8 tRNA genes are annotated in these 786 nt (G+C 51.8%); all 8 read right to left on the minus strand.

Annotated elements, in window-relative coordinates:
- Positions 1-6 precede the first annotated feature (6 nt).
- The 8 genes from HMPREF3029_RS06250 to HMPREF3029_RS06285 all read right to left on the minus strand — a co-directional run bounded on the left by HMPREF3029_RS06250 (position 7) and on the right by HMPREF3029_RS06285 (position 737).
- Positions 7-79: transfer RNA gene (locus HMPREF3029_RS06250), tRNA-Met, on the minus strand.
- Positions 80-94: 15 nt separating this feature from the next.
- Positions 95-184: transfer RNA gene (locus HMPREF3029_RS06255), tRNA-Ser, on the minus strand.
- Positions 185-209: 25 nt separating this feature from the next.
- Positions 210-283 (minus strand) — tRNA-Ile (locus HMPREF3029_RS06260).
- Between the two features lie 8 nt (positions 284-291).
- Positions 292-365, minus strand: a tRNA-Met gene (locus tag HMPREF3029_RS06265).
- A 33-nt stretch (positions 366-398) separates the two neighbouring features.
- A tRNA-Ala gene (locus tag HMPREF3029_RS06270) sits at positions 399-474 on the minus strand.
- A 6-nt stretch (positions 475-480) separates the two neighbouring features.
- A tRNA-Pro gene (locus tag HMPREF3029_RS06275) sits at positions 481-554 on the minus strand.
- A 13-nt stretch (positions 555-567) separates the two neighbouring features.
- Positions 568-641, minus strand: a tRNA-Arg gene (locus tag HMPREF3029_RS06280).
- A 7-nt stretch (positions 642-648) separates the two neighbouring features.
- Positions 649-737: transfer RNA gene (locus HMPREF3029_RS06285), tRNA-Leu, on the minus strand.
- Between the last annotated feature and the right edge of the window lie 49 nt (positions 738-786).

Raw genomic sequence — 786 nt, forward strand, 5'->3', positions numbered from 1 at the left:
AAAAAATTGCGGGAAGTGGATTTGAACCACTGACCTCCGGGTTATGAGCCCGACGAGCTACCAACTGCTCCATCCCGCGATAATAAAAAGAAAACGGAGGAAGAGGGATTCGAACCCCCGCGAGCTGTTACGCCCCTGTCGGTTTTCAAGACCGATCCCTTCAGCCAGGCTTGGGTATTCCTCCATAATAATATTAAATTAAAATTCGATGGACCTTGCAGGACTCGAACCTGCGACCAAACGGTTATGAGCCGTTTGCTCTAACCAACTGAGCTAAAGGTCCACTTTAAGTGGCGGTGGAGGGGATCGAACCCCCGACCTTTCGGGTATGAACCGAACGCTCTAGCCAGCTGAGCTACACCGCCTGGTATACTCATCAAACTTATATATAAAACTAATGGTGGAGAGTAGCGGGATCGAACCGCTGACCTCCTGCGTGCAAAGCAGGCGCTCTCCCAGCTGAGCTAACCCCCCATTATATCGGGAATATAGGATTCGAACCTACGACTCCTTGGTCCCAAACCAAGTGCTCTACCAAGCTGAGCTAATTCCCGTCACTTTTATATACGCGCCCAAGAGGAGTCGAACCCCTAACCTTCTGATCCGTAGTCAGACGCTCTATCCAATTGAGCTATGGGCGCTTAAAAATGGTGCCGAGGACCGGAATCGAACCGGTACGGTAATCACTTACCGCAGGATTTTAAGTCCTGTGCGTCTGCCTGTTCCGCCACCCCGGCGCAACCATTTAATGGAGCGGAAGACGGGATTCGAACCCGCGACCCCCAC

This window comes from Nosocomiicoccus sp. HMSC059G07, assembly GCF_001815515.1.
In the GTDB taxonomy this organism is placed as follows: domain Bacteria; phylum Bacillota; class Bacilli; order Staphylococcales; family Salinicoccaceae; genus Nosocomiicoccus; species Nosocomiicoccus ampullae_A.